The sequence below is a fragment of the Legionella sp. PC997 genome (genome assembly GCF_014109825.1).
Lineage (GTDB): Bacteria > Pseudomonadota > Gammaproteobacteria > Legionellales > Legionellaceae > Legionella.
Genome location: NZ_CP059576.1, coordinates 1192907 through 1215219 on the forward strand (window position 1 = coordinate 1192907; position 22313 = coordinate 1215219).

Genomic DNA, 22313 nt, shown 5'->3' on the forward strand with positions numbered 1-22313 from the left:
GAGAAAGTATGTTAGTAGGCGTTCCAAAAGAAATTAAACCTCAAGAAAATCGTGTGGGTCTTGTTCCTTCTAGTATCAGGGAAATTATTAGAGTAGGAAGTTCTGTTATAGTAGAGAAGGGTGCTGGATTAGGAATCGGTATTTCTGATGAAGATTATCAACATGCAGGTGCTGAGGTTGTTGACAGTGCTGATGAAGTATTTTCAAGAGCAGATCTCATTGTAAAGGTTAAAGAGCCACAACCGATTGAGTGCAAGCGTCTTCGCGAAGGCCAGACTTTATTTACCTATTTGCATTTGGCCCCAGATCCTCACCAAGCTCGTATGCTTAAAGAATCTGGAGTTACCGCTATTGCTTATGAAACAGTAACAGAAGAAGGCGGTGGTTTACCCTTATTGGCTCCTATGTCCCAAGTGGCTGGACGTATGTCTATTCAGGCCGGGGCTCATTGCCTGGAAATGGCTCAAGGTGGCAGTGGTATTTTACTAGGTGGAGTGCCTGGTGTCGCTGCGGCAAATGTCGTAGTTATTGGTGGAGGAGTAGTTGGTACTAATGCAGTGCGTATGGCGATGGGGATGGAAGCGCGAGTGACCGTACTGGATCGTTCTTTGCAACGTTTGAATGAATTGGATTTCCAATTTGGTTCTAAGATCAATACGGTTTATTCCACCGCTGATGCGATAGAACGATATGCTGCTAGTGCTGATTTGGTCATTGGTGCCGTTTTAGTACCCGGTGCAGCAGCTCCAAAATTAGTAACTCGGGCCATGCTTAAATCAATGCGTCCTGGCTCAGTACTCGTCGATGTAGCTATCGATCAAGGGGGATGTTTTGAAACTAGTCGTCCCACAACACACCAAGAACCCACATATGTTGTTGACAATGTCGTTCATTATTGTGTTGCGAATATGCCTGGTGCTGTCCCAAGAACATCAACGTTTGCTTTAAATAATGCAACCCTACCTTTTGTTTTAAGTATTGTAACTAAAGGTGTTAAGCTGGCTTTATTAAATGATAAACATTTACTTAATGGCTTAAACGTTCATGAAGGCAAGATTACCTTTGAGGCAGTTGCACGTGATTTAGGATATGAGTTCACACCTGCAGCTATAGCATTGGCTGGTCGATAGCATTTTGTTGTTTCTGATTTAAGTTGTACCCCGGGTTATGGTGGATCCGTAGCCCGGGATTTAAGATACTTATTTATGCAGTAAATTCGTTTTCACAGCATTTCTGCCTTTTGCACTACAATTATTTTCTTTATTACACTAATATTCAATTCAAATTCAGATTCTTTTCTATCCATGAGGGCGATGTGAGAGTACTTATTTCCGGAGCAGGGGTGGCAGGATTGACTGTTGCGTATTGGTTGAGGCGCTATGGTTTTACCACGACAATCGTAGAGCGTGCAAACTCCTTGCTGACGGGGGGTTATAAAATCGATGTACGAGGTTCGGCCTTACACGTTCTGCGGAGGATGGGTATTTATGAAACCATTGCCAACGCAAGTACTGATATGCAAGGTGCCTTGCTTGTCGATAAAAATGGAAAAGTGATTCAACAAATGAGCGGTGATGAATTCGGCCATCGTGTTGGTGATGATGTAGAAATTATTCGCGGTGTTTTGTGTCAAATTCTAATGGATCAAGTCCATGGTGCAGAGTTCATTTTTGGAGATAGCATTGAAGGGATATCCCAAAATTCTGATCGAGTAGAGGTCAAGTTTCAAAGTACTAAGGTTCGAGAATTCGATCTTGTAATAGGTGCGGATGGGCTTCACTCAAATGTAAGACAAATTGTGTTTGGTGATGAGTCACTTTTTTCTCAGCACCTGGGCTTATATCTCTGTGTGTTTACAGTTCCAAACTATTTGAATTTAGATCGAATGGAGATGCAATACTCGGAATTAGGTAGAGTTGCATCGGTGTGGAGCGCTTCAGGAGAACCTCAGGCTAAAGCATGTTTTGGATTTACAACGCCACTACCCATTGATTTACGAGATGTAGAACAACAACAGCAAATAGTGAAGAGAGTCTATGAAGGGATTGGTTGGGAGATCCCCAAATTTTTGCAAATGATGCCTAATTCTCCTGACTTTTATTTTGATACTGCCGCTCAGATTCATATGGATCATTGGTCGCAGGGGAGAGTGATTTTATTAGGGGATGCTGCCTATTGTGCTTCGCCCATGTCAGGCCAAGGTACTAGTCTTGCTATTATAGGTGCTTATGTACTTGCTGGAGAGCTAGCTTCAGCCAATGCAAACCATAAGATTGCTTTCAAGGAATATGAACAACAAATGCGCCCTTTTGTTCGACTCAATCAGGAGTTAGGAATTAAAGCAGCGCAAGTGATGCGCTCTCAGGAGAAGAATAATGTACTTTCCTGGGTGCTTCAAAAGCTCATGGAAATGGCACCAAGTTATCTGATCAAATTTTTTATTAATCGCTCCACGAGACGTATTAATAAAGCAGCGCATTCGATTAAACTAAAGGATTATTAATATTCTTTGGATATCGCACCAAAAGCGCGAGACAAAAGGTTTATAATTATCGCTTGGGTATTAGGAGACGGGACACAAGGAATTAGAACAAGTCATCGCATCGCGGCAGCAGATAAGTTATTTTATCTTGAGTAGGGCAATCCCTAGTCGTGCAGCGGAATCTACTAGTTCTGATATCAGATTTTTTCCGCTGCATTTTAGTACGCTATATTTGATTCTAAAATAAACTATCTACGTTTGTTGGAAGTTGTTGTTGATCATTACTCGCATTATAAATGGGCGTGGGATCTTCTTCCGATGGAACTTCTTTATTGCGAAAATACTCGATAATGCCATTGGCCTGATTCGGATGCGCTAATAAACCGCTGTGAGGATCAATGCGAACAGCAACTATATCGTCAGGTTGTTTTATTTCCCCCTCAGGTTTTCCTTTTAACGCAACTTTCATAAAGTCGATCCATAAGGGCAAGGCGAGTCCTGCAGCATATTCATGTAAGGATTTAGGATTATCAAAACCAACCCAGGTTGTTACTACCAGGTCAGAGTTAAAACCAGCAAACCAGGAATCTACTTGATCATTAGTTGTTCCGGTTTTACCTGCTATATCCTGACGATTAAGCACTCTAGCTGCACGAGCAGTACCATGTTGAATCACATCTTTTAAAGCGGTATACATTAAAAAGTTAATATCTTCAGGAATAACTCGGGGTGCTAAAGTTGAATGATCGACATTATTGTCACAATTGTTACACACAACAGTGGGTTTGGCTTGTAATAAAATCTTTCCATCTTTGTCAGTAATATGGTCGATGAGATAAGGTTCGATTTTATAACCACCATTAGCGAAGACAGCATAAGCTGCAGCCAGATCCATAGGACTAACTGACAAACTGCCTAAAGCCAAAGATAAACCTCTAGGAAGCGTTTTCTTATTAAATCCAAAACGAGTTAGGAAATCGATAGTATAATTAATACCAATATCATCAAGGATACGTATAGAGACTAGGTTTTTAGATTGGACCAGAGCTTGTTTTAAACGTGTGGGCCCATTGAATTTAAGATTCACATTATGAGGACGCCATAAGTTTGGTTGACTTGGATCATCAACGACTATAGGCGCATCATTAATTAATGTTGCCAAGGTATAACCATTGTTTAAGGCTGCGGCATAGACAAAAGGTTTAAAACTGGACCCCGGTTGTCTACTGGATTGAGTTGCACGATTAAATTTGCTTTTTTGGAAATTGAATCCACCAACCAGGACTTCTATAGCACCGTTTTTAGGATTAAGTGCTACCATTGCGGACTCAGCTTCCGGAATTTGTGCTAACTCCCAATGATCCTTGGTTGAATGAACATAAATAATATCTCCAACGGCAACCACTTGCATGGCTTTTGATGGAGACTTTCCTACCCAGCCATTTTTAAGTGCTGGTCTAGCCCAGGATAAACCCGCCCAAGGAAGAATAACGGTGCGACCACTCTGTAACGTGGCTGTAGCCTCCTTTTCTCGGACTTCGGTAACGACTGCTGGAGTAAGATGATTCAGTTGAGGATATTTTTCCAGATTTTTTTGAATGGAATGTAAGGATTTGCTGTCCTGTTCACCAATAGTAGCAACAGGTCCTCGATAACCATGGCGGTGGTCATAGGCTATTAAATTTTTTTCGACGACATCATTGGCGGTATTTTGTAATTTCCCATCAATAGTTGTATACACTTTGTAGCCCTTCGTGTAAGCATCAGGGCCGAAATTGTCATATAACGATTGACGAATCATTTCCGCAACGTAGGGCGCCTTGACTTCAATAGGAGTACCATGATACTTAGCTGTAATCGGCTGATTGATGGCATTTTGATACTGTTCTTCATTGATATAATGTTCTTCGAGCAAGCGTTCCAATACATGATCCCGACGTTTTTTAGCAGCAAGGGGATTTGCAATGGGGTTTTGTGTTGAAGGGGCTTGTGGAAGTCCTGCAATCATTGCCAATTCGGATAGATTTAGTTCTTTGAGCGGCTTTCCAAAATAAACCATTGCTGCTGCACCAACTCCATAAGCGCGATTACCTAAATAGATTCGATTAAGATATAGTTCGAGAATTTTTTCCTTGCTCAATTCTCTGTCTATCTTTATGGCGAGCATAATTTCATTAAATTTACGCAAAAAGGTTTTTTTACGACTTAAGAAAAAATTACGCGCAACCTGCATGGTAATGGTACTACCACCTTGAGATTTTGTCCCGGTTTTTACCATACGAACTGCCGCACGGCCCAGGCCTAGGACATCTACACCAGGGTGTTCAAAAAAGCGTTGATCCTCAGTGGCAATTAAAGCATGGATCAGCATAGGGGGTATTTCATCATAAGTAACGGGAATTCGTTTTTTCTCGCCATACTCCTGAATAAGCAGACCTTCTTTGCTGAAAATTTGTAAAGGTACTTGTAATTGTACAGTTTTCAACGAGTCTACGTTGGGAAGTTGACTTTCAAGATAGAGGTACAACAGACAGCCTGCTACTATTAAAACAAAAGACAGGCTCATCAGCGCCCATAGACCTTTACGCCAGAAGTATGCCATTTTCATAGAGTCATGTGATTTTAATGAAATTTGGCGGGTATTATACAGTGATTCTCAATAAGATTGCGAGTTTTGTGCAAAAAAGAGGGTAATTTTATACTAATTTTTAATGTTTCATTGAATTTTGCAAGAAAACTCAATGAAACATAATGAGGGTAGTTAATAAATGTCGAGCTTTACTCAATCGTTACCCTGGGAGGATTTTCTTCAAAATCATCTAGTGTTGGTAAAGTTTGCGATGATGTGGGCGGGGTTTGCATTGTTTGAGAAAAAAATCGAGAAGAATTTCCTCCTTGTCTTTGCAACATAGGAAGTCCAGCGAGACCATACCCATATAAAGGAGGGTATACCTGAAAACGTCTGGTTGGTGCTTCTTCGGTTTGTTTCTTTAAGCTCTCGTACTCTGCCTGAATTTTTTCTAATTTTAATGTTAATTCATCAATAGTAATAAGTTGTTGTTTCTCTTTTTCGCTTAACTCAACTATCTTGTTCTCAAACTCGGATTTTTGGGTTGCCATTAATAATTTTAGTTGTTCTAGCTCTAATTTTTCCGCTTCTCTATCTGATTCTTTTGTTGATTTTTTTGATGCTTCACTTTGCCATTGTAATAAAGTTTGCTGTTCTAAACATATGTTTGCAGCAATATCTTTAAGTTCTTCATTAGAATCATCAGGCGTCATATGAAGTACGAAAAGAACTTCTTCGATAAGTAGTTGTCCTGAATTACAGTATTTACTTCCTATGTATCGATCATTCAATAGGCCAGCTAATTCTTTGACTCGAGAGTCTTGGAGTGTTACCGGATGCTTTACTCCTTTTTTTATATTTAATAATTTTCGAAAATCAATGAATAGTTGAGTTAATTGTTCTTGAAATGCCCTTAACTCATGCTCCTTAAATGGAGTTTTAATATCGAGTTGCTCTTTTAAAAAACAAATTTTATTTAAAAGGAACAAAAGGAATTCTTCCCTTCCATGGTAACCTTTTGTACATGCGCTAATCTTTCCTTCCAGGTACGAAGCAAAACTAACGTTTTGAATTATTTCTACTGCACGGTCATGAGATTTTTTTCTGTGTATTGTAGGATCAACGGCAGTAACTAGTTTATCTTTAGCCTCGATATTGTCTTGGCTGTCATGATAACGAACTATAACGGTTGCCAATGCATAAATTAACTCTTCTAACCTAGTCATGAAAATCTCCTTTTTCAAAGCATAATTGCGAAATCCCATTACAAGTTGGTCTTTCACTATATTAAATGTTTTTGGGGAGTGCAAGTTGTTTTAACTTAATGGTGAAAATGCCAACAGGTCCACCTTGAATGACTTTCATGAGATAGAAAACAGTGTAATTTTTTAATAGGTTACGTTAACATCATCATATAAACCAAAGGAGTATTTTTTGAATGCATGGAAGACTCAAGGGAATAGGAAGTATGCTCAGACTGTTTCAACCCAAGCATCGTTCCATTCTCGGAATCGATATAACATCAACAGCGGTTAAAATCTTAGAAATTTCAGGCCAGGGCGATGAGTTGGTTGTCGAAAACTATGGCCGTGAAGTACTTCCTGCAAATGCAATGGATGGGAACACTATTAAAGATGTTGATGCAGTCTCTCAGTGCATAAAAAAAATAATTGACCGTCTAAATACCTCATGTAAGCAAGCTGCTCTAGCGGTTCCTGATTCCTCAATCATTAACAAAGTAATCCAAATTAATGAGGGTTTAAGTGAGGCAGAGATGGAGGAGTTGATTGTTACAGAAGCAGATAAATATATTCCTTATCCGATAGATGAAATCAATCTTGACTTTGAAATTTTAGGTCACTCTGAAAAAAATCCGAATATGCTTGACGTGTTAATTGTTGCTTCACGAGCAGAAAATGTGAATCAACGTGTAGATATTGCCGTCCACTCGGGTTTGGAGGTAACAGTGGTTGACGTCGAATCTTATGCCGTAGAACGCGCAGCGCAGCAACTTGCTAAAGATTTACCTGCCTCTGGACAAGATAAAACCATTGCCATCATCGATATTGGTGCAAGTTACACGCATTTGTTTGTATTACAAGGAATGAAATTAGTTTACTCAAGAGAAGAAAAATTTGGCGGAAAGCAATTAATAGACTCGACTGCGGAACACTATAAAATGACTTTAGAACAAGTCATGTTGGCTAAGGATAATGGAACATTACCTGAGGATTATGAAAAGGAAGTATTAGAACCGTTTAAAGAGGATATTTTGTTGCAAATCAAGCGTACCTTGCAGTTTTTTTATTCCACAAGTCAGGATGGCGATGTAGATCATATTTTATTGGCAGGAGGATTAGCCAAGTTGCCAGGTTTGGTGGCGTTGGTTCAAGAGCGATTGGGGATGAGTACGACAATTGCCAATCCATTGTCACATATGACTCCAGGTAAGATGGTGAATTTAGATTCTATAAATAATGATGCTCCAGGACTAATGGTAGCTTGTGGATTGGCTCTAAGGGAAGTTAAGTGAGAGTATATGACGCAAATTAATCTTCTTCCATGGCGAGAGCTCAAGCGGGAGCAGGAGAAAAAGTTGTTCATGACTATGCTGCTTTTATGCATTGTGCTCTCGGCGTTTATTGTTTTTTTAATTAATTCTTATGCATCAGGGTTGGTAAGTAATCAAACCACACGCAACGAGATGCTCCAGAAAGAAATTAATGATATGGATGCGCAAATAAAGGAAATAAAAAATTTAAAAAAAACAAAAGAATTGCTGATTTCTAGAATGTCTATAGTACAGCATTTACAATCTACGCGAACACTAATGGTTCATTTATTTGATGAATTGATTAATGTAATCCCGGCTGGTGTCTATTTTACTCAGATAAATGGGAAAAATGATGTTATAACCGTTATTGGCTATGCGGAATCGAATACTTTTGTTTCAATATTAATGAGGAATATAGAAAATAATGAGTGGCTCCATGATCCTGTCCTAAGTCAAATTAAAAGAGAGGATCAAGATAAGGATAAAAATAAAGATAATAACAAACAAGAATCTGCAGAGAATGAGTTTAAGTTAACTTTTGTGCTTGCGCCTCAGTTCCAGATCGGGATAAAACTATGAACGGTATTAACCTGAATGAATTGACAATGGAAAATTTGGGACAGTGGCCGTTAGTGGTTAAGATTTGTGTTCTTGCTGGGGTTAGTATTTTGATTATTGCTCTGGGGTATTGGTTAATCATACAAGATAATTTTACCCAATATGATCAACTTCAAGCTCAGGAGGTTACATTAAAAACAGATTTTGAAGGTAAGCAACGTCAGTTAATTAATTTGCCAGCTTATCGCCAGCAACTGCAGATTATGACGGAGCGTTTTACCCAAATGCTGAAACAGCTTCCAGAAAAAAATCAGATGCCCGGTTTATTGGAATCCATTTCCAAAACAGGTGTTGCATCAGGCTTAAGATTTGAGTTATTTGCGCCCCAACCTGAAGTAATGCACGATTTCTACATTGAGTTACCTATAAAAATTTCAGTAGTAGGTACTTATTTTCAGCTCGCCATGTTTATAAGTCGTGTTGCAGAAATGGATCGTATTGTAACATTACATGACTTTAGTATTGAAAGGGTGTCTTCCAAAGATAAAGATAAAGTAGTTTCGGGAGATGAATTGATAATGAGCATAACTGCCAAAATATATCGATATCGCACACAATGATAAGACGAAAACTAGGGATTAGTTCTATCTTTTTTTTATCGTTACTATTGGTTGCTTGTTCCAATAGTAATGATGATTTGGTGCGATACATTCATGATGTAAAATTAAGAAAAACACGGGATATTGAACCAATTCCTTCATTTGCACCTTTACCAACTTTTAAATTTCCTGATAATAGTAATAGACGAAACCCATTTATGCCAACGACTCAAAAAAAGACAGAAGTTGATGTAAATGCTCCCGATAAAAATAGGCCCAAGGAACCCTTGGAAGCTTATCCTTTAGACGCATTAAAATTTGTAGGTACTTTAACGCAAGGAAATGAAATATGGGCATTGATTAAACTACCTAATAAAGATATTACTCATGTCCGGGTAGGTAATTATATGGGACAAAATTATGGCCGTATTGTTTCAATTAAGAATGGCGCAATTGAATTACTAGAAACAACACAAACTTCAGGAAAGTGGGAAAAGCATACGACCACGCTTGAATTAAATACTGGGAAGTAGGAGTAAAAGTGCGGAAAATAGCTACTTTATTCATTTTATTTTGCATGAGCGTGGGTATGACTTTTGCCCAGAATAATCCTTTGATATCCGTCAAAGTAATTCCTTTGCCAGAGGAAAAGTTACGTATGGATTTCGAATTTGCAAATCCCATAAAACAAGAACCTGCAAGTTTTGTTACTCAAAGCCCAGCACGCATAGTCCTTGATTTTATTGACTCCAATTTGCAGTTGCCTCGAAAACAAAAAGCCAATGTAATTAAATTGGGCTCGCTGAATCGGTACTCGGTTGTTGCGGTGGGTTCACGTGTTCGGGCTGTTTTGGAGTTAAATTATTCAGTGCCTTATTCAGGAACCATATCTGGAAGGGTTTATACTGTTATTTTGAATGGCAAAAGTAATGAATTATTCCAACCCCCTCAAGCACTGATAATTACCAATCGCCCAGCCAAGACAAATTATGTAATCAATCATTTTGATTTTCGAGGAATTGAACGACAGGGTGGTCGAGCAATAGTGAATGTTTCTAGTACGAGTGTTCCCACCGAAGTGGAGGAGCATGGGAAAGAAATTCTAATTAAATTTTTAAATACTAAAGTTCCACCGAACTTACGGAAGCGATTCGATGTTTCGGATTTCCACAGCCCAGTGCAAATGGTTACTTTTCAGCAAGTGGGTAAAAATGCGCATATGACTTTATTCAACAAAGGAGGCTATGGCCAGAATGTCTATCAGGTTAATCAACAATTTATGATTGACGTAATTCCTTTAACACCAGAAGAGGAACAACAGGCCAAATTAAAAAAGAAGGTTTTTTCGGGGAAAAGACTTTCCTTAAATTTCCAAAACATCAGCATTCGAGCCGTATTACAGTTACTTGCTGATTTTACGGGAATTAATATCGTAGTGAGTGATCAGGTTCAAGGTGATATTACACTAAGATTAAATAATGTTCCTTGGGATCAAGCATTAGATATTATTTTAACTACTCAAGGACTTGACAAGCGGCAATCAGGTAATGTGATTTTAGTTGATAAAAAAGGTGTCTTTGAAAAAATGGAGGCAGAACAACTCAAAAATCAACAAACCATCCAGAAAAATGAGCCTGTACGTTCTGAGTTAATACAAATTAATTATGCCAAAGCAACCGAACTCGCAGTTTTGATTAAAGACAAACAAAACTCCCTTTTATCAGAAAAAGGTAGCGTGAGTGTTGATACACGTACCAATACCATCTGGATTCAAGATATTGGGGGCAGAATTGATGAAGTTAGAGAGTTGATTAAACAGTTGGATGTACCTGTCAAACAAGTGCTTATTGAGGCACGGATCGTTGAAGTAACGAAAGATTTTGCTCAAGACCTTGGAATTCGGTGGGGGGTTTCCAAACCTACTCATCTCAGTGGTACTTTAGAGGGGGCGAATCAATTAGCGCAGGGAGTTGCTCCTGCAAACGTCAAGCCCTTTACTGACCGATTAAACCTGGATTTAGTTGCTGCCCCATTGACAGGAGCTACACCAGCTTCTGTAGGTATTGCATTGGCACAGCTTGGCGATAATATCCTACTTGACCTTGAACTCTCTGCTTTGGAAAGTGAGGGACTTGCTGAATTAATATCTAGTCCTAGGCTGATTACAGCCAATCAACAGGCTGCAGAAATTCAATCGGGTCAGGAAATTCCCTATCAGGAAGCCACTTCAAGTGGGGCAACAGCAGTAGCTTTCAAAAAGGCGGTATTAAGTTTAAATGTAAAACCCCAAATTACTCCAGACAACAAGATACTGATGGAATTGAAGATTAATCAGGATAGGGCCTTGCCAAACTTGACATTTAATGGGGTGCCGGCAATTGCAACTAAAGAAATTCAGACGAATGTTCTGGTCAGTAATGGACAAACAATAGTGTTGGGTGGGATTTATCAGCAAGATAAGAGTAAGACCATTACGAGGGTACCATTTTTTGGCCAGTTACCGGTGGTTGGAAATTTGTTCAAAAACACACAAGTGGGGATTCGAAATGATGAATTGCTTATTTTCATAACCCCCAAAATAATAACAAATTCACTATCAATTACGGCAATTGAGGGGAGAAAAGTAGTTCGTTTTGATGAAAAATAAAATTTTTCAGATGAGAGAAATTGCTATGAGTTCAGCGAAATTAAGGCTTGTTTTACGCATAACTTGTTTTTAACAGGGCATTATTTTATTAATGAAGTGATATAATATAAATGAATAAGATAAACAGTTATAAAATATGCTCATTTGTTGTAGAATAATGGGCGGGAATTTCTAACTGCGAAAAATACAGTTAGGGTTGAGCCCCAAATATCCCCCACTTTGGCTTTGAATCATATTTTAGTCTAATGCTAAAATGGGAAGTTATTTCGGACTCGATCTTTAATTAATGACATTTCAGTTAAAGAGGTATGTGATAAAAAATGAGCATAGTTAAAGTACGAAATATTTTTCTCATCGGACCCATGGGTGCAGGTAAAAGCACTATAGGTCGTGCTTTGGCAAAGGAGCTCAAATTAGAATTTTTTGATTCGGATGAAGTAATTGAAGAGCGTGCTGGCGCGGATATCTCTTGGATTTTTGATATTGAAGGAGAAGAGGGTTTCAGACGCCGCGAACAAAAAGTTATTGAAGAACTAACTCAAAAAACCAACATTGTTTTGGCTACAGGTGGTGGGGTGGTGATTACCCCTGAAAACAGAAATGCTTTAGCAGGACGTGGCACCGTAATCTATCTTAAAACCTCCTTACAACAACAATTTGAAAGAACTAAGCGAGATACCAAGCGTCCTTTGTTGCAAACCACTGATCTAGAAGGCAGATTGGAATTGTTGAGAGATGAGAGGGAACCATTCTATACTGAGCTAGCTGATGTTAGTTTTGAAACAGATAAATTAACGGTCAAAGCTGTTGCAAACAATATAATAAAATATATTTATGGCGAACTTTGAGATATATGATCAGGTTGATGTTTCTTTAACGGAACATCAATATCCTATTATTATTTGCCGTAATGGTTTGCAAAAACCAGATTTCCTGCAAACTCTAGTAACTTCATCGCAAATTCTAATTGTTACCAACCAAACAATAGCTCCTTTTTATTTAAACTACGTGAAAGCCGCATTTTCCAAAGTTCAGTGTGACGTGTTGATTTTGGAAGATGGTGAACAATATAAAAATCAACAAAGCTTGTTTGCGATTTATGATGTATTAATCCAAAAAAAACATCACAGAGATACCACTCTTATAGCCTTAGGGGGTGGAGTAATTGGCGATATGACTGGATTTGCAGCTTCAACATATCAGCGTGGGGTAAAACTTATTCAAATTCCTACAACTTTATTAGCGCAAATTGACGCTTCAGTAGGTGGAAAAACAGGAATTAATCATGCTTTGGGCAAAAATATGATTGGTAGTTTTTACCAACCCAAAGCAGTAGTTATTGATTTAAATACATTAAATACTCTCCCTGAAAGAGAATTCCGTGCTGGATTGGCGGAAATGATAAAATATGCTTTGCTTGCCGGGAATGACTTTTTTAAACTGAGTAGTGACGCACTCCGACAAGGATTAACTGCTAAGAGTCCCCAGTTGCCTCAATTAATAGCAGAATGTTGCCGTATTAAAGCTCAATTTGTAGAAACTGATGAAAAGGAAGCTGGACAGCGAGCTTTATTGAACCTTGGCCATACTTTTGCCCATGCACTGGAAACATATACCCATTACCAACAATGGTTACATGGTGAGGCAGTAGCAATCGGATTATATTGTGCAGCTGTCTTGTCGCATAAAATGAATTTAATTAATGAACAATTGGTCGAACAAGTTGAGCAAATTCTACAACTAGCAGGTCTACCACATAAAATTCCAACACATATTAATTTAGAAAAACTCAAAGATTTAATGCAATCGGATAAAAAAATTAAAAATAATCGATTACGCTTTGTACTGATAAAAAAACCAGGCGATTGTTATCTTGAATCTGGAGTAACAGAGGATTGTTTGTATAATGCACTTGTTGCGGCTGTAAGAGGAGAATAAAAATGAAAGAGGGAATGATTCAGTCTGATGTAACGGCTGTAATTCAACCAAGAGTGTTATTTAAGCCAGGATCTTGGCTTGCTAAGATTGATTTCATTAACCATCTAGTTCTTTTTAATAATGTGCTTATTACGGTTTTATCCGAAAAGGAAGGGGGTAAAACTTCCTTTGGTACTTTGTTGCAAGGCAATTTAGATCAACAGATCAAATCAATTTCTATGACAGTGAAGCCTCCTTGTCATCGAGAAAGCATTATTCAACAAATTGCCACCCAGCTGCATCTTAATTGCGATGAACATACCGATATTAGTTCGTTGGTAGCTCAAATAAATGAGCGTAAAGCACATGTGTTGTTACTGATTGATGATGCGCAACATTTGCCAGAATCTTTTATTAAAGAAGCAATGTTAGCTATAAAGAGCCAAGAGAATTTTAGTTTTTTCCATCTTTGTCTTATATCGGACTATTCGATTGTTGCAACGCTTAATAATTTAGTCGCTTCATTTTTTGAGAATTTGGTACACACTATTGAATTGGGCTCATTGAATGAAAGTGAAACTAGAACCTATGTATTACAACGTGCTATGGCTGCACATTTGATAAGTAAACCTTTAACTGATGCGCAGTTTAAGCAGTTCTATCTATTAACCAAAGGAAATGTAGCCAAGATTAACGGCAATCTAGAAACATTTGTATTTAAATGTACTACCCAAAAGAAAAAGGAACCTTTAAAATTGGTGAAAACAACAAGTATTGCTGCTAGTGTGGCTTTTGTTGCCGGTCTCGTCGGTTTTTATTTTGCTCAGAATTATGATCTTTCAACATTTTATCATTCAATTACTGAGTCTCACCGTGATAAAAATATAGAGGATATAGCATTAAAGCAACAGAAACAACCTGAAGTGCTTGAGAGCCAAATTGCTTCTTGGCAGGATTCTTCAATGCGACAATTAGTATACTCTTCCTTACCCAAAAAACAGATTTTGGATGAACTTAACGAGGAGATACTTAGTGAGCCCCCAGTAGCTATTATTGATAAGGTCGTGGTGATTCCTAAACTACAAATGCAAAATCTTGCAGAACAAGCACCCAGAATTCCTGAGTCTGAGTTTCAACGTGAAAATCCAGAGTCAGATCTCAAACGTGAGTCAAAACTAGTTGAAGTTCCAACCCCACAAGAGAAGAAAGATAAAAAAGATCAATCTTCCAGTAATAATACAACTATGAATTTGTATACCATTCAAGTGGCTGCAAGTCATAATAAAACAGATATAGAACGTTTTCAGAAAAATAATAAGCTACTTGCAGAAAATGCTAAAATAAGACATTTTACTAATGCTAAAGGTGTTTGGTTTGTGCTGACGGTGGGAGAGTATGAAACTAGGGCTGAAGCACAACGCAGCATAAGTAAGTTACCATCAACTATAACTAAACTAAACCCTTGGGTTAGACCCGTATCAAGTTTGGGTTAAGCTGCTCAGGCTTAGAACAACTAATAATATAGAATCGTAGCCTGGGTGAAGCGTAGCCTAACCCGGGCAGTTTAAGAAAATTTCTGAGTTACACCTTACTAAAAAACCTTATTCTCGATTGTTTAAAGATTGGGTTATTTGCTCAATTCGTTCTTCTGCAGCTTCATAGATCTGTTTAAAGAGATCAAAAAAATCAGCAAAGGACAGTTTCTCCAAAGAGTGGGCGGTTACACCCTGAGGTGTACTTACACCGGCACGCAATTGAGAAAAAGAACGCCCTGATTTTTTTGCTAACTCTGCAGCCCCAACCACTGATTCCAAAGCAATTTTTTCTGAGATTTCTTCTGGAATCCCGCGACTTATTGCCGCTTTTTGTAGCGCTTCGAGAAATAGAAAAACATAGGCTGGTGCACAACCAATCGGGGCTGTAAGTGTGTCGAGCAGGGATTCTTGCTCAACCCAAAAACTGTATCCTACTTCATTAAAAAGAGCTTCAATTAATTGCTTTTGTTCCAATGTAGCGAACGAGTTAGCAAATAGGGCAGATGTTCCTTTGCAAAACTCGGTTGGAGTATTGGTCATTACCCGAATAACTCCAAGGTTTTTCTTGTTGAGCCAACAAGTGATATGATCAATCTCTATTACACCTGCCAAGGAAATAATAACAGGGTCTCTTGATTGCATGATAGGGGCAATCTCCTGGCATACATCCTGCATAAACTGGGGTTTTACAGCGAGAATAAGAATCTCTGCATTTTGAACTGCTTGAATGTTGTTTTCTGCTGACAGTACCCCTAGTTCCTTAACTAAACGCGCTAATTTACTGGGATCACGATTACTCAATGTTATTAAGTTTGCAGGGTGTCCACTTTTGATCAGACCACGTGCTAAAGCACTTCCTAAATGCCCTGCGCCTATGATAGAAATAGTTTTGTTTTTAAACATATTGTCTTATATTTTGAGTTTTTTACAAAATAGCAAGATGAATGGGGTATGTCAAGAATGGTTGAGAGCAGATTAAAATAACTATATTACATCTTAGGCATTGGCTATCTTATCTAACAAAGTTAAAAAGGTATCTCCGTAATTGAAATACCTCTTCTCAAACTTTATTAATCAAAGGTCAGGGATACCAATTAATTTTCCAGTACCAACACCAGTGATTGGCGCTAACTAATCCAATTATTCTGTCGCACTATTTCTTTTGAGCTTTCGACCCCGGGTTGATCAAAGGAATTTATATTCCAAATTACGCCTTGGACAAAAATTTTATGTTCATATAAAGAAATGAGTGAGCCAAGGGTTCGGGGAGAACAATCATCCAAGCAAAGAAGATTTAACGGGATTTCCCCAGCAATATAACTGTGCGGATTCTCGCTATGATTACCGCCTTTCGTTAATACTTCTTTGTGGGCATGGCATATTTTATTAATTACACTACCATCAAACGTACGGAGACAAATTAAATCAGCAGCTATTTTGTTAGTCCCTTGACACAATAATTGATAATAACTATGTTGCGCATGATTGCCCAAACCACCCCAGATAATCGGGCCTGTCGCGTAATCAATTCTACGGCCTTGTTTGTTTATTGATTTACCATTACTTTCCATATCAAGTTGTTGAAGATAGGGAACAAAATATTGTAAATCTTGTGAATAAGTCATGACGAGCAAGTTATTAATATTTAAAAAATTAATGTTCCACAATCCTATTAATCCCAAAAGAATCGGTAGGTTTTGCGTAAAATGTGCCGTACAGAAATGGTTGTCCATGTTGTTGGCTCCAACAAGGATTTCTGAAAAATGTTCGAAACCAATGGCAATACAGGAAATTAAATTAATTGCGGAGCAGAAAGAATAACGTCCCCCCACCCAATCCCATATTGGAAGAATAGTTTCAAAACCCATTTCCTCCGCTTTTTTAACATTTGCGGTGATTGCAATAAAATGCCGATTAAAATACTGTTTCTGATTGATCCAGGAGAAAGCTTTTTGGAAATGAGATAAGGTTTCAGGTGTAGTAAATGACTTCGAGGAAATAATAAATAGAGTGGTTTCCGGGTTTAATTTTGTAGTAACTCGTGCAAATGCATTGGGATCTACATCAGAAATGAAATGGAACCCTAATTGGTCAGTTACTAAATCGCTTAATGCATTGATACAAAAAAAAGGGCCAAGCATCGAACCGCCAATTCCTATGTTAACCACATCAGTAATAGGCTTCCCCGAGTAACCCAGCCATTCACCATTTCTGACTTTTGTGGAGATGAGTTTCATTGTGTTTCGAACATTGACTACATCTGGAATAATATTTCGCTCATTAACCAATAAGACTTTATTATCTGAGGCACGAAGTGCTGTATGTAAGACTGGTCTATTTTCTGTATTATTAATGGGCTTTCCATTAATCATGTCATTAATCTGTTCATGCAGATTACACTCATGGGCTAATTCAATAAGTGCATCCATAATTTGGGGATTAACGTGTTGTCCACTATAGTCTAGGGTGATGTTATCACTGGATATAGAGTAAATTTTTGTTTCTGGATTTTGATTAATATATGTTTTTGCTAATTTTTCGAGTTTTTTCCAGGAATTCATTTTTGTAAGTTGTTCCATATACATTCTCAGTCATAATTTAAGCTACAAGCCACTTGGAAAAATTTTTCCCCTCAGTAGGATGCTGTTTTCCTAAGTCTACATTCGCTTTAAGAAAACCGAGCACACTCCCACAATCATATCTTTTACCTTCATAAGGTAATGCTAAAACTGTTTCTTTTTTTACTAACTCATTAATTGCATCAGTTAATTGAATCTCTTTATGTTCTACACGCGGCAACATTTTAATGTGTTCAAAAATACTTGGGGTAAGCACATAACGACCTACAATTGCAATATTTGATGCAGCAAGGTGTGGTTTAGGTTTTTCCTCAAGATGATGTATGCTTAAGAGGTCTTTATCCCAGGGCGCCCCTTGAATAATACCATAACACTCTGTTAATTCCTGAGGAACATTTTCTACTGCAATAATACTATGACCATATTGCGCATACATTTCGGCCAATTGTTGAATAACAGGCGTTGTATTAGTCATTAAGTCATCTGCAAGAATTACAGCAAAGGCTTCATTACAAACGATTTGTTCCACGCATGAAACGGCATGGCCTAAACCCAGGGGTTTTGCCTGACGTACATAAAAACACTCCATATCCTCAGGAGTTACTGATTTAACTATAGATAAAAGTTCATTTTTGTTATGAAGTTCCAGTTCTTTTTCAAGTTGATAAGCATGGTCAAAATGATCTTCAATGGCGCGTTTATTGTGACACGTTACAAAGATCATTTGACGTATTCCGGCCGCATAAGCTTCTTCAACTGCGTACTGAATCAAAGGTTTATTTACAACAGTTAACATTTCTTTGGGTGCTGCTTTAGTTGCGGGTAAAAATCGTGTCCCTAAACCCGCCACTGGAAATACCGCTTTTCGTATTCGTGGAAATGTTGCATTCATTTGCTAGTCTATCCATTTAGTAACAATTAATATAAATGTGCAGTTTTTTTTAAGTATGCACTTAAATTTTTTTGATTTATATAGTTTTTTATCAAATTTTGGTAAAAGGTAAAGTAAATTTTTCGTAAGGGTGGTGGATGTATTCTTTAGACTGGGCATATGTTAATGGGCTACCAAAGTCCACTTCATGTTTTAAATGCACTCCAGAAGATTTTCAGGTGAATGAGTTTTTTGATAGTCCTTTTTCTGGAGAAGGAGAACATATTGTTCTGAAAATAGAAAAAAAGGGCTTAACCACTAATGAATTAGTTAAATCTTTAGCAAAATTAGTGCATAAACCCGAAAAATCCATTGGTTATGCAGGTTTAAAAGATAGACAAGCCCTTACTACTCAATGGTTGAGCATTCATGCTCCAGGGGAGCAGATACCAGAGATAGCAAAACTTGCAGCACCTGGATGGCGCATTTTAGAACATACGCGCCATCATAAAAAATTGAAACCAGGATTTTTAACTGGCAATCACTTTATTGTGCATTTGCGTGAAATCTCTCATCAAGAGGATTTGCTCAATCGCATTGAATGCATTAAAAAGGATGGTGTCCCTAACTATTTTGGAGAGCAGCGCTTTGGTCGCAATGCCGGTAATTTGCTGAAAGCAGAGGAAATGTTCGTTCGAGGGAGGAAAGTAAAAGATCGATTCCTACGGGGCATGTATCTTTCCGCCGCACGTTCATGGATCTTCAATTTGATTTTATCACATCGTGTTAGGGAGCAAAGCTGGAATATTCCACTACCTGGTGATGTGATGAAACTGCAAGGATCAAACAGTATTTTTATTATTAATCACGTCGATAACGAATTACTTGAAAGGATTCGAGACAAAGATATCTCTCCAGCGAGCCCGTTACCAGGTAAAAGTAAATTCAAAGTCCAAGATAAAGCGTTATCATTGATTAATAAAATCTATCTTGATTGGCAACCTTGGTTAACAGGGTTGGAACTTTATGGTTTAGAAGAAGATTGGCGCGCTAATATTTTGCATGTGAAGGAGTTGAGCTGCATAATTAAAGGTAAGGATGCTGAGTTATCTTTTAGTTTGCCGGCTGGAGGTTATGCCACAGCAATATTACGTGAATTGACCTTTTATCAGAATGGATAATTCCTAGGTTAAAAATAGCTTTTTTGCATATGTGACTCTTTTCACATTATTTGATGCAAGACGAACTATACTTTCATTAATAGAATGAGAGATTAGGATATTATTTAATGGGAAAAGTAGATCTTCTCAAAGCGGCGATAAAACAGGGAAATTTTGCTCAGTTTCAATGGCATATGTCAGGTGTTTATGAAGATAACTTTCAAATGACTGATGAAAACGGTAATACCCTTATGCATCTAGCAGCAATATACGATCAGCCTGAAATTTTGAAAGTATTAATGAGAAAAGCTGAGGATTTCCATAGTTCAATACTTGAAATTCCCAATGACGATGGATTTACCCCTCTGGAATGTTGTCACTTGTATTCATCATCAAAGACGATGCCATTTTTAGAATCTGCCCCCCAGTTAAGTCCTTCTGCACAGATAGTTCTCTCGCAACAATACGATAAAATGAAAGGCTTACCTCCCACTGGCTTGCAAAGAAAGGGACTCGAGAAAATTGCCCTGGTTGCGGGTGCCTTAGGTGATGTAACGGCATTAGAGATCCTTTTAAATAGGGCACGGAATAAAGATTTTTTACTTCGTCATCAAACTAAAAATGGATGGTCTGGAGCGCATTTCGCTGCATTAAATGATCGATTGGATGTAATTAAATTATTTCCTGAAGAATTCGCCGCAAAAGTAGAAGATAAACAGGGAAATACTCCATTAATGGTTGCTGCGGGAAGAGGAAGTTTAAAAATTATTGGATACTTGCTTGGAAAAGGCGCAGACCTAAATAAAAAAAATAGTCATGGGGAAAATGCAGTCCTTTTGGCTGCTGAAAATGGGCATTTAGATACCCTGCAATTTTTACATGAAAAAGGTGCCGATCTGACCATGGTGAATAAAAATGGTGAAAATGCTTTGCTGGTAGCTGCAAGAAATGGGCATTTAGCGTGTGTCAACTATTTATTAGGGAGTGGTCTATCAGCTGAGTTGAAAAACAACCAAGAAAAAACAGCTTTTCAACTTGCATTAGAGGCATCTCAACTTGAGATTGCTAATTCTCTAGTGACTCTAAGTACGGCAAATGAAAGAAACCAAGCTTTAATTGATGCTGTAAAAAGAGGTGATCTAGTCGCTGTACCATGGTTAGTAGAACAAGGGGCTTCTTTATCGGCTATGGATGAATTTCAAATGACCCCTTTGCTCATTGCGGCACATTTTGGTAAAACAAAAATAGTCGATTATTTTCTCAGTTTAGATCCATCCCCTATCCAGGATAAGGATGTTGAAAATGACAATGTATTGTTTGTTGCCATAAAAAGTGGCCAAACTCAGCTTGTTGATCATTTAATTTCTAGTGGTCATTTTTCAATCCACGATAGAAACTCTAAAGGAAAAACTCCATTACTAGTAGCTGCAGAGATTAATTCAGCGGAACTTGTAAAGCTTTTGCACGATAAAGGTAGTTCATTGGAGGAGCGAGATGGAGAAGGCAATACAGCGTTTCATTTGCTGCTCGCCAAAGGAAATTATGGGGATGCTGCAGGTTATATTCATACTCATAATCCTGATTTACTCCTGAAAAAAAATAATAAAGGTGAACCAGCGATACATAAAGCAATTATGAATAAGCACATTGATGCATTAAGGAACGTACTCAGTTTAGTCCATGGAGAACCTGAGAAACGAGCTCAGTTGATTGAGCTAAGAGATGCTCAAGGCAATACTGCATTATTGTCAGCCGTCGAATCTCATAATATCGATGCTATATCATTGTTGCTAGAAGCGGAAGCGGATGTCTTAGCTAAAAATGATAAAGATCAATCGGTTATTACGATTACCCCGTTAAATACTTTTCCTCTGGAAATGATTAAAAATTTTTTTGACAAGTATAAGATTGATTATAGTGAATACTATGCCAGACGGAGACTTTACTTTATTTTTGGCGGAGAAAAGTTGAATGAGGTTCTTAAATTTCCTAATGCAGAGGTTAAATATGGTTCGGGATTATTCGATGAAGGGGTTAAGATTCTAAATGGCTATTTAAGTGATTTTATTCGCGAAAAACACCCAGAATATGCTTCCCAATTCGAACCCTTATTAATGGCCTTGAATACACTTCAATCGGATACAACAGCTGAAGATATATTAAGACGTTTAGACAGGGAAGGCATGGCCTTTCAGGCTACAGGTTTTACCGGCCACGCCGTTCTTGCTACTCTAAAAAAATTATCCGAAGAACATACGAAACTCTCACTTGCTGAACGAGGTGCCCGGGTAGGTGGCGCTCCATTTTTAAATGATGAAAACAAAAAATTTGCAGCAATTCGATCGCTTGTTGTTCCTAAAGAAAAACGCCAACACGTGATTGAACTATTGCATCAAGCAAGAAATGCCTCCCAGGAAGAGGGCGTGGATATTTTGTTTAATCAAATACCGAAGGTGGTGGGGGAAGACTATAAATTTTCTTCGATATATCAGAAAAAATTTACGGATATTTGTTTTTACAGTAATCCCAAAACAGGTTTATTTGACCAATTTATTGAAATTCTTGGCGATGAGAAGGGAAGGGGCTTTTACAAGGAGTTTGAGCTCTATATGCGAGAACAGGAGTTAGAACACTATAAAGAACTTTGTAAACGAATACACCCAGGGGAACTCCTACACGATAATCCAATTGTTGTTAAAGCGGAAGACCTCATCGAAAAAAGGCATGAAGTATTAAGTTCTTCACCCAAGCCAGACTAAGACAGTTCATATTCTGAGGCATTATTAATTCATTGTTTTCAAGACTAAGTTAGATGATTTGGTGAGCTATTTTTTGTATTTTA

The 22313-nt window shown here is 38.0% G+C and carries 17 protein-coding genes; 12 read left to right on the forward strand and 5 right to left on the reverse strand.

Annotated elements, in window-relative coordinates; genetic code table 11:
* The first annotated feature begins 8 nt into the window (after positions 1-8).
* Together ald and HBNCFIEN_RS04985 are read left to right on the forward strand one after the other, a co-directional pair.
* Positions 9-1130 (forward strand): alanine dehydrogenase, encoded by a 1122-nt coding sequence (ald, locus tag HBNCFIEN_RS04980; RefSeq protein ID WP_182392974.1) that lies wholly within the window; start codon positions 9-11, stop codon positions 1128-1130.
* A 185-nt stretch (positions 1131-1315) separates the two neighbouring features.
* Positions 1316-2503, forward strand: a complete 1188-nt coding sequence (locus HBNCFIEN_RS04985) for an FAD-dependent monooxygenase (RefSeq protein ID WP_182392975.1) — start codon at positions 1316-1318, stop codon at positions 2501-2503.
* Positions 2504-2720: 217 nt separating this feature from the next.
* Here HBNCFIEN_RS04985 and HBNCFIEN_RS04990 read toward each other — a convergent pair whose 3' ends face one another.
* Both HBNCFIEN_RS04990 and HBNCFIEN_RS04995 read right to left on the reverse strand, forming a co-directional pair.
* A complete protein-coding gene (locus HBNCFIEN_RS04990; RefSeq protein WP_182392976.1) occupies positions 2721-5090 on the reverse strand; it encodes a penicillin-binding protein 1A in 2370 nt (789 codons plus the stop codon).
* 170 nt (positions 5091-5260) lie between these two features.
* Positions 5261-6277: a hypothetical protein gene (locus HBNCFIEN_RS04995; protein ID WP_182392977.1), complete on the reverse strand. Its 1017-nt coding sequence runs from the start codon at positions 6275-6277 to the stop codon at positions 5261-5263.
* 242 nt (positions 6278-6519) lie between these two features.
* Here HBNCFIEN_RS04995 and HBNCFIEN_RS05000 point away from each other — a divergent pair, with 242 nt between their 5' ends.
* The 8 genes from HBNCFIEN_RS05000 (at position 6520) to HBNCFIEN_RS05035 (ending at position 14819) form a co-directional block, all read left to right on the forward strand.
* Positions 6520-7584 (forward strand): pilus assembly protein PilM, encoded by a 1065-nt coding sequence (locus HBNCFIEN_RS05000; RefSeq protein WP_182392978.1) that lies wholly within the window; start codon positions 6520-6522, stop codon positions 7582-7584.
* Positions 7585-7590: 6 nt separating this feature from the next.
* A complete protein-coding gene (locus tag HBNCFIEN_RS05005) occupies positions 7591-8184 on the forward strand; it encodes a PilN domain-containing protein (protein ID WP_182392979.1) in 594 nt (197 codons plus the stop codon).
* On the forward strand, positions 8181-8783 hold the full coding sequence (locus HBNCFIEN_RS05010) for a type 4a pilus biogenesis protein PilO (protein WP_182392980.1): 603 nt from the start codon (positions 8181-8183) through the stop codon (positions 8781-8783). The genes HBNCFIEN_RS05005 and HBNCFIEN_RS05010 overlap by 4 nt, the downstream gene beginning before the upstream one ends.
* Positions 8780-9295, forward strand: coding sequence for a pilus assembly protein PilP (locus tag HBNCFIEN_RS05015; protein ID WP_182392981.1), 516 nt, complete (start codon positions 8780-8782; stop codon positions 9293-9295). The genes HBNCFIEN_RS05010 and HBNCFIEN_RS05015 overlap by 4 nt, the downstream gene beginning before the upstream one ends.
* Positions 9296-9303: 8 nt before the next feature.
* On the forward strand, positions 9304-11409 hold the full coding sequence (locus HBNCFIEN_RS05020) for a type IV pilus secretin PilQ (protein WP_182392982.1): 2106 nt from the start codon (positions 9304-9306) through the stop codon (positions 11407-11409).
* Positions 11410-11729: 320 nt separating this feature from the next.
* Positions 11730-12257 carry a shikimate kinase AroK gene (aroK, locus tag HBNCFIEN_RS05025; protein WP_220471005.1) on the forward strand — a complete coding sequence of 176 codons (528 nt, stop codon included), beginning with the start codon at positions 11730-11732 and terminating at the stop codon, positions 12255-12257.
* Positions 12244-13347 carry a 3-dehydroquinate synthase gene (aroB, locus tag HBNCFIEN_RS05030; protein ID WP_182392983.1) on the forward strand — a complete coding sequence of 368 codons (1104 nt, stop codon included), beginning with the start codon at positions 12244-12246 and terminating at the stop codon, positions 13345-13347. The genes aroK and aroB overlap by 14 nt, the downstream gene beginning before the upstream one ends.
* Before the next feature lie 2 nt (positions 13348-13349).
* Positions 13350-14819 (forward strand): SPOR domain-containing protein, encoded by a 1470-nt coding sequence (locus HBNCFIEN_RS05035; RefSeq protein ID WP_182392984.1) that lies wholly within the window; start codon positions 13350-13352, stop codon positions 14817-14819.
* Positions 14820-14927: 108 nt separating this feature from the next.
* On the opposite strand, the gene proC is transcribed toward HBNCFIEN_RS05035, so the two are convergent.
* The 3 genes from proC to galU form a co-directional block, all read right to left on the reverse strand.
* On the reverse strand, positions 14928-15764 hold the full coding sequence (gene proC / locus HBNCFIEN_RS05040; RefSeq protein WP_182392985.1) for a pyrroline-5-carboxylate reductase: 837 nt from the start codon (positions 15762-15764) through the stop codon (positions 14928-14930).
* Positions 15765-15988: 224 nt separating this feature from the next.
* Positions 15989-17440, reverse strand: a complete 1452-nt coding sequence (gene pgi, locus HBNCFIEN_RS05045) for a glucose-6-phosphate isomerase (protein ID WP_182392986.1) — start codon at positions 17438-17440, stop codon at positions 15989-15991.
* Positions 17441-17459: 19 nt separating this feature from the next.
* Positions 17460-18332 (reverse strand): UTP--glucose-1-phosphate uridylyltransferase GalU, encoded by an 873-nt coding sequence (galU, locus tag HBNCFIEN_RS05050; protein ID WP_182392987.1) that lies wholly within the window; start codon positions 18330-18332, stop codon positions 17460-17462.
* A gap of 137 nt (positions 18333-18469) precedes the next feature.
* On the opposite strand from galU, the gene truD reads away from it, so the two are divergent.
* Positions 18470-19492: a tRNA pseudouridine(13) synthase TruD gene (gene truD, locus HBNCFIEN_RS05055; RefSeq protein ID WP_182392988.1), complete on the forward strand. Its 1023-nt coding sequence runs from the start codon at positions 18470-18472 to the stop codon at positions 19490-19492.
* A gap of 107 nt (positions 19493-19599) precedes the next feature.
* The gene (locus tag HBNCFIEN_RS05060; protein ID WP_182392989.1) at positions 19600-22230 is read left to right on the forward strand and encodes an ankyrin repeat domain-containing protein; all 2631 of its coding nucleotides are present in this window, start codon (positions 19600-19602) and stop codon (positions 22228-22230) included.
* Positions 22231-22313 lie beyond the last annotated feature (83 nt).